We start from the raw sequence: 7,012 nt of genomic DNA, 5'->3' as shown, positions 1-7,012 counted from the left end.
TGCCAGTTGCGGGCACGCGCGGAGCCCTCGCCCCAGTACTCCTTCATGTACTGGCCGTTGACGTTCACGCGGCTAGTGGGGGACTCGTCGAAGCGAGCGAAGTAACGACCGAGCATGAGGAAGTCGGCACCCATGGCGAGCGCCAGCGTCATGTGATAGTCGTACACGATGCCGCCGTCGGAGCAGACGGGAACGTAGATACCGGTCTCCTCGAAGTACTCGTCACGAGCACGGCACACGTCGATGAGCGCGGTGGCCTGGCCTCGGCCGATGCCCTTCGTCTCGCGGGTGATGCAGATGGAGCCGCCGCCGATACCGACCTTGATAAAGTCGGCGCCGCAATCGGCCAGGAAGCGGAAGCCCTCGGCGTCGACGACGTTGCCGGCGCCAACCTTCACGGAGTCACCGTAGTTCGCGCGGATCCACTCGATGGTGCGCTTCTGCCACTCGGAGAAGCCCTCGGAGGAGTCGATGCACAGCACGTCCGCGCCGGCCTCGACGAGCAGAGGCACGCGCTCGGCGTAGTCGCGCGTGTTGATACCAGCGCCGACCATGTAGCGCTTGTTAGCATCGAGCAGCTCGTTGGGGTTGGTCTTGTGGGAATCGTAATCCTTGCGGAAGACGATGCCGACCAGATGGTCGTTATCGTCTACGACGGGCAGGGCGTTGAGCTTCTTGTCCCAGATAAGATCGTTGGCGTCCTTGAGCGTGATGTCCTTATCGCCCACGATGAGCTCGGAGCGGGGCGTCATGAACTCGGAGACCTTCTTGGAATGATCGTCGCGGCTGGGACGATAGTCGCGGCTGGTGACGATGCCGAGGAGCTTGCCGCGCGGGGTGCCGTCGTCCGTGACGGGCATGGTGGAGTGGCCCGTGCGCTCCTTGAGCTCCATGACCTGCTCCATGGTCATATCCGGCGTAAGCGTGGAGTCGCTCTCGACGAAACCGGCCTTGTGGTCCTTGACGGCCTTGACCATAGCGGCCTCGGACTCGGGGGTCTGGGAGCCGTAGATGAAGGACAGGCCACCCTCGGTGGCAAGGGCAACGCCCATATCGACACCGGAGACCGACTGCATGATGGCGGAGACCATGGGGATGTTAAGGGTGATTGCGGGCTCTTCACCGCGCTTGAAGCGCGTGAGGGGCGTCTTCAGCGAGACGTTAGTCGGCACGCATTCAGAAGATGAATAACCGGGAACGAGAAGATACTCGGAAAACGTGTGGGACTCACCTGGGAAAAACGTGGCCATGGTACTCCTTACCGACACCGGAACGAATAGGTTGACAGACATTGTAGCGCAGACGGTGCTGCTACAATGGGCTGTATTTGAATAACATGATGTATCGAGAAACTCGCCATGTTGCGAAAGGAGGGCCGACCGTGCATCTTCAGGGTTCCGCGCGCCTGCTCATCACGGCTGCCGAAGAACAGCTGCCCGGCGCATTCGGCCAGGGGTGCGCCCTGCTACTCGAGGGCGTGGAGCGCGACCGTTCCCTCAACCAGGCGGCCAAGGCGATCGGCATGGCATACTCGAAAGCCTGGAGGCTCGTGCGCGAAGCCGAGGCGCATCTGGGGTTCGAGCTGCTCGTGCGCGAAGGCGCGCGCGGCTCGCATCTCACCGAGGAGGGCAAGCAGGCCCTCCTCGCCTACCGCACGCTCCAGCACGAGGTGGAAGAGCTGCTCGAGCAGCGCATGCCCGAGCTTTTCGGCAATCGATAGGGCCTTATGCAGCAAACGCCTTGAGACCGATGCAGACCAGCACGATCCCGCCAGCCAGCTGCGCGCGGGCACCGAAGCGCTCGCCCAGGCGGCGGCCCAGCACCAGCACGCCCAGACAGCACAGAAGCGTCGTGAAGCCGATGGAGGCGCCGTATAGCGCGATGTTGGCCCCAGACGCCGCCAGCGAGACACCTACAACGAAAGCATCGATAGACGTGGCGATCGCCTCGAGGAAGATGGTTCCGTACGTGAGCTTCGACGGCGAGCACGCCTCGGGTTCGCGCATCTCTCGCAGCGCCTCCAGCGCCATCTTGCCGCCCACGATCGCAAGGATGACCAACGACACGATGCCGGCATAGGCCTCGATAATCGGGGCGATGAGCGTACCGCCGAAAAAGCCCGCCACGGGCATGGCCGCCTGGAAGAACGCGAACGCCAAGGGCATCGCGAGCTTCTTGGCCCGGGGCATATCGGGCTCGCACAGCGTGTTGGACAACGTGACGGCCATGGCGTCCATGGCAAGCGCGATGCCCAGAACGACGCTCTCGATCAATTCTGCAGAACCTACCATTGTCGGTAACGAATCCCTTCAGATATGAGCCAGACGATTGCGATTGATGACGGCGGACCTAGCGCGACGGGCATTCGTCGCGAAGCGAGGCTGCAAGGGCGCGATCGAGGTCGTCGATGACGCCCAGGGGATCGTCGGTGCCCGCGAACAGGCGCACCGCGCACCCGTCTACGCCGTCGAGCGCCGACACGCGCGTATGCGCACCGCCGGCCGGGCTCGAACGATAGGCGGAGTCGAGTGAATCGAACAGCATGGAAGCCGTCCAACCACTTGGCAGCTCGATATCGATGGCTGGCCCGGCCCCGTGCGAAAGCACGGTCGAGGCGAGCGAGCGGTCGACATGACTCGAAAGACCCGGGTAGCTCACGGAACGAAGGCCGTCGTGAGCCGCCAGATACTCGGCCACGGCGCGCGCGTGATCCATGTGCGCCTGCATACGCGCCGGCATCGATGCGATGCCGGAGCCCAGGACGGTCGCGAGCTCGCCCGTGCGGCCGGTGACGTCAAGCGAACCCGCGGCACGCATGCGCTCCATATGGTCGAAGGCCCACGCGGCGCACTCATCCGTATAGCGACGGCGCGCGTACCGTCCATGCGGATGCGCGACGCTCACCGCCACCGCGCGACACGGCCCCGCTCCCGCCATGACGCGGTCGAGCGCCTCGAGGACCACGGCCGCGCCGAGCTCGCACGCGCGGCAGCCGAAAAACGATGGAACGGTATTGTCTACCGCGAGCAAGACGTCGAGCTCGCGAGCGCGCGCGGCCAAAGACCGCACGTCGGCCACGCGAAGACCGCGACAACCTACGCTGTTGACGAACCAGATCACAGGCAGGCCAGCTGAACGCGCCTCGATACTTGCTCCAACGAAATCATCGACCACGGGTGCGTTCAGGAACCGCACGCATCGACAGGGAAAGCCGTGGGCAAACGCCTGCTCGAAATCATTCGCGCACACCACCAAAACAGCCTCTGCCGCCAAGCCCGTGCACGCGAGCGCCGCGGGCGCATGGGATGCCTCGACCAACCATGCGGCGCGCGCACCGGCGGCTTCAGCGTAGCGCGCCTCGACAGATAGCAATTCTTCCACCTAAGTCCCCTCGATCATGCCGAATGCGGGCAGCGGCGCCGCCCCGCTCGAAAAGAAACGGGGCGCCCGGGCCATCTGGCCGGACGCCCCGCGCAACGGCGCGTTAGGCGCGTATGCGAGTCTCCTCGACGACCTTTTCGATAAAGGCCTCGATATCCATGGGGACGGTCTCGTTGGAGCGGTCGCGGACGGAGATGTTGCCGGCCTCGACCTCCTTCTCGCCCAGGATCAGCATATAGGGCACGCGATCGACGCCGCGGGCCTCGCGGATCTTGTAGCCGATCTTCTCGTCGCGATCGTCGCACACCACGCGGATGCCGGCCGCCTCGAGCTGCTCGGTGACCTGGTGCGCGTAGTCGCGGCTCTTCTCAGAGACCGGCAGGACCTTGACCTGCATGGGCGCGAGCCACACGGGGAACTTGCCCGCGAAATGCTCGATCAGAATGCCGATGAAGCGCTCGATGGAACCGAAGCACACGCGATGCAGCATGATGGGGCGCTTCTTCTCGCCGTCGGCGTCCACGTAGGTGAGGTCGAAGTTCTGCGGCATCTGGAAGTCCAGCTGCACGGTACCGCACTGCCAGGTGCGGCCGAGGGAGTCCTCCAGGTGGAAGTCGATCTTGGGGCCGTAGAAGGCGCCGTCGCCCTCGTTGACCACGTAATCCATGCCCAGCTTATCGAGTGCGACCTTGAGGCCCTCTTCGGCGGCGGCCCAATCCTCGTCGGAGCCCATGGAGTCCTCGGGGCGGGTGGAAAGCTCCACATGGTACTTGAAGCCGAACTTCTGGTACACGGAGTCGATCAGGCGCACAACTCCCACGATCTCGTCGGTGAGCTGCTCGGGCGTGACGAACAGGTGCGCGTCGTCCTGGTTGAAGCAGCGGACGCGGAACAGGCCGTGCAGGGCGCCCTTGAGCTCGTGTCGGTGCACGAGGCCGATCTCGCCGGCGCGGATGGGCAGCTCGCGGTAGCTATGGGGCTTGGAGCTGTACACGAGCACGCCGCCCGGGCAGTTCATGGGCTTGATGCAGTACTCCTCGTCGTCGATCATCGTGGAGTACATGTTGTCCTTGTAGTGGTCCCAGTGGCCGGAGGTGAGCCACAGGCTCTTGTTCATGATCTGCGGCGTGGAGATCTCGACGTAGCCGGCCTTGTGATGGATCTCGCGCCAGTAGTCGAGCAGGGTGTTCTTGAGGATCATGCCGTTGGGCAGGAAGAACGGGAAGCCGGGGGCCTCGTCGCGCATCATGAACAAGTCCATCTCGCGGCCGATGCGGCGATGATCGCGCTTCTTGGCCTCTTCGAGGAACGTGAGGTGCGCCTCGAGCTCGTCTTTGGTAGCGAAGGCCGTGCCGTTGATGCGGGTAAGCATCTTGTTGCTGGCGTCGTTCTTCCAGTAGGCGCCGGATACGCCGGTGAGCTTGAAGGCCTCGAGGGCCTTGGTGTAGGTGAGATGCGGGCCGACGCACATGTCGATGTAGTCGCCCTGCTGGTAGAAGGTGATGCGGGCGTCATCGGCCAGGTCGCCGATGTGCTCGACCTTATACTTCTCGCCGCGCTCCTCCATAAGGGCGATGGCCTCCTCGCGGGGCAGCTCGAAGACCTGGAACTTGAGGTTCTCCTTGACGATCTTCTTCATCTCGGCCTCGATGGCGGGCAGGTCGTCCTCGGAGATCTTCTTGTCACCCAGGTCGACGTCGTAGTAGAAACCGTTGTCGGTAGCGGGGCCGTAGGCGAAGTCGGCCTCGGGATAGAGGCGCAGAATAGCCTGGGCCATGATGTGCGCGGCGGAGTGGCGAATGACGTGCTGGGCCTCGTCCGATTCGACCTCGGCCACGGAGCCGTCGTTGTACAGTGCCTTCATATGCGTACCTTCCTTAAGAAGCAGTGGTCACATAGTAGTGTCAAGTCTATCAAGTGTACCCGTTTTGCATCGAAATGGGGATGCTATATGCAGCGGCCCCAAAACGAACGCACCCGCCGGCGAGGGGCCAGGCGGGTGCAAGGACGCTTCCGCTCGGCGCCCCGCGCAGAAGCGGGACGCGTGCAGCGCGCTATTGAATATGAGTTCGGCAGTACGGGCATACCTTCCAATGCGCGTCGAGCGGCTTGCGACAAGACGGGCATACGTTGCGCACCTGGGTGTTGCAGACAGGGCACACCACGAAATCCTTCTCGATCGTGGTGCCGCACTTGGGGCAGGCGCCGTACGCCGCGAGCTGGCGCTCGCGCAGCGCCATCTCAAGATCCATCTCCTCGCGCTCGGACGCATAGGAGTTGGGGCGCAGCGCGAGATAGGCGATGAGACCCACCGCGGGGATGAACGAGACGATCCCCCACAGCCAGAACGGCTCGGCGCCGCGACGCTTGGCGTCGATGAACACGTAGATGACGGAGAGCAGGTAGAGCGCGACCACGAAGCCGATGAACAGGTAGAACACCATCATCAGCTGCGGCGACATGAGCTCCTGGATGTACTTGGACATACAAGGGCTCCTTTCACATGGGATGCAGCGTGCACGGTACAGAATCTTTTGGCATTGTATACCGCATCGCGTCCGTTCGTCCATTATTCATCCAGCGGCGGCCCCGATGCTCCCCTGCAAGGACGCAGCGTCCGCTGGTCGGCGGCGCATCCCGTGCCGCCGTTCGCGGAAGGAAGTTGACGGTTCGTCTATACCACGGACCGTGCGGCGCCCGACAGTCTACGATGAAATAGTTACTGGGCATATGTTCACGAAATCAGGAGGGACTATGCAGCGCTACGACATCGTCATCGTGGGCGCGGGCATCACGGGGTGCGCCATCGCCCGACAGCTCGCCCGCTATGACGCATCGATCGCCGTCATCGAAGCAGCCAACGATATCGCCTGCGGAACCACCAAGGCCAACGGCGGCCTGGTGCATGCGGGCTACGACCCCGCACCCGGCACCTGCAAGGCCAGCGTGAACGCGCGCGGCTGCGCGCTGTACGGGCAGTGGTCCCGCGAGCTGGGCTTCGGCTTCAACCGAACCGGATCGATGGTGCTTGGATTCAGCGAAACCGACCGCGAGCACCTCGAGCACCTACTTGAAAACGGCCGCGCCAACGGCGTACCGGACCTGCGAATTATAGAGGGGAACGAGATACGCGAGCACGAGCCGCGTGCCAACGCCGACGCGACCTGCGCGCTGTGGTGCCCGTCAACCGGATACGTCGACCCCTTCGAGGTCGCCATCGCCGCAGCGGAGAACGCGGCGGCGAACGGGGTCGAATTCCACAGGGGCGCGCGCCTCGACGGGGTTGATCGCGACGACGACGGACGCTTCGTCCTCCATACCGAAGCTGGCGACTTCAGCGCGAAGACGCTGATCAACGCAGCGGGAAACGGCTGCGGCGAGGTCTCGCGCATGGCGGGCGGCGAGCCGTTCGAGATGGTATGGCGACAGGGCAACATCGCGGTCCTCGACCACGAGGAGACACCGCTCATGCCCCTCTACCCCATCCCGACCCCCGTGTCGAAAGGCGTGATCGTCACCGGCACCGTGCACGGCAACACCGTCATCACCGCGACCGCCGCGATCCGCGAAGCGGGCGACACCGACACCTACGCCGCCGACGTGAACGAGCTGCTGGAGGGTGCGCGCAAGC

Annotated in this window: 7 protein-coding genes; 2 read left to right on the top strand and 5 right to left on the bottom strand. The window is 63.9% G+C overall.

Features of this window, described 5'->3' with window-relative positions; translation table 11 throughout:
* Nucleotides 1-1,250, bottom strand: a 1,250-nt coding sequence (locus I2E26_RS08210; RefSeq protein ID WP_195420340.1) for an IMP dehydrogenase, incomplete at its 3' end; no start/stop codon positions are given.
* Between the two features lie 131 nt (nucleotides 1,251-1,381).
* Here I2E26_RS08210 and I2E26_RS08205 point away from each other — a divergent pair.
* Entirely contained in the window at nucleotides 1,382-1,720 is a 339-nt protein-coding gene (locus tag I2E26_RS08205) for a winged helix-turn-helix domain-containing protein (RefSeq protein ID WP_370551476.1), read from the top strand.
* A 4-nt stretch (nucleotides 1,721-1,724) separates the two neighbouring features.
* Here I2E26_RS08205 and I2E26_RS08200 read toward each other — a convergent pair whose 3' ends face one another.
* The 4 genes from I2E26_RS08200 to I2E26_RS08185 form a co-directional block, all read right to left on the bottom strand.
* Nucleotides 1,725-2,291, bottom strand: coding sequence for a manganese efflux pump MntP family protein (locus I2E26_RS08200; protein WP_195420339.1), 567 nt, complete (start codon nucleotides 2,289-2,291; stop codon nucleotides 1,725-1,727).
* A gap of 58 nt (nucleotides 2,292-2,349) precedes the next feature.
* The gene (locus tag I2E26_RS08195) at nucleotides 2,350-3,381 is read right to left on the bottom strand and encodes a PLP-dependent transferase (RefSeq protein ID WP_195420338.1); all 1,032 of its coding nucleotides are present in this window, start codon (nucleotides 3,379-3,381) and stop codon (nucleotides 2,350-2,352) included.
* A gap of 103 nt (nucleotides 3,382-3,484) precedes the next feature.
* Nucleotides 3,485-5,245: a threonine--tRNA ligase gene (gene thrS / locus I2E26_RS08190; protein ID WP_195420337.1), complete on the bottom strand. Its 1,761-nt coding sequence runs from the start codon at nucleotides 5,243-5,245 to the stop codon at nucleotides 3,485-3,487.
* A 190-nt stretch (nucleotides 5,246-5,435) separates the two neighbouring features.
* Nucleotides 5,436-5,867 carry a zinc ribbon domain-containing protein gene (locus I2E26_RS08185; RefSeq protein WP_195420336.1) on the bottom strand — a complete coding sequence of 144 codons (432 nt, stop codon included), beginning with the start codon at nucleotides 5,865-5,867 and terminating at the stop codon, nucleotides 5,436-5,438.
* A gap of 268 nt (nucleotides 5,868-6,135) precedes the next feature.
* Here I2E26_RS08185 and I2E26_RS08180 point away from each other — a divergent pair.
* The coding region (locus tag I2E26_RS08180; protein WP_195420335.1) for an NAD(P)/FAD-dependent oxidoreductase at nucleotides 6,136-7,012 on the top strand (877 nt) is incomplete at its 3' end.

The organism is Collinsella sp. D33t1_170424_A12, assembly GCF_015554865.1.
GTDB lineage: Bacteria > Actinomycetota > Coriobacteriia > Coriobacteriales > Coriobacteriaceae > Collinsella.
The sequence above is the reverse complement of the archived record's forward strand: the minus strand, read 5'-3'. Positions and strand labels throughout refer to the sequence as shown.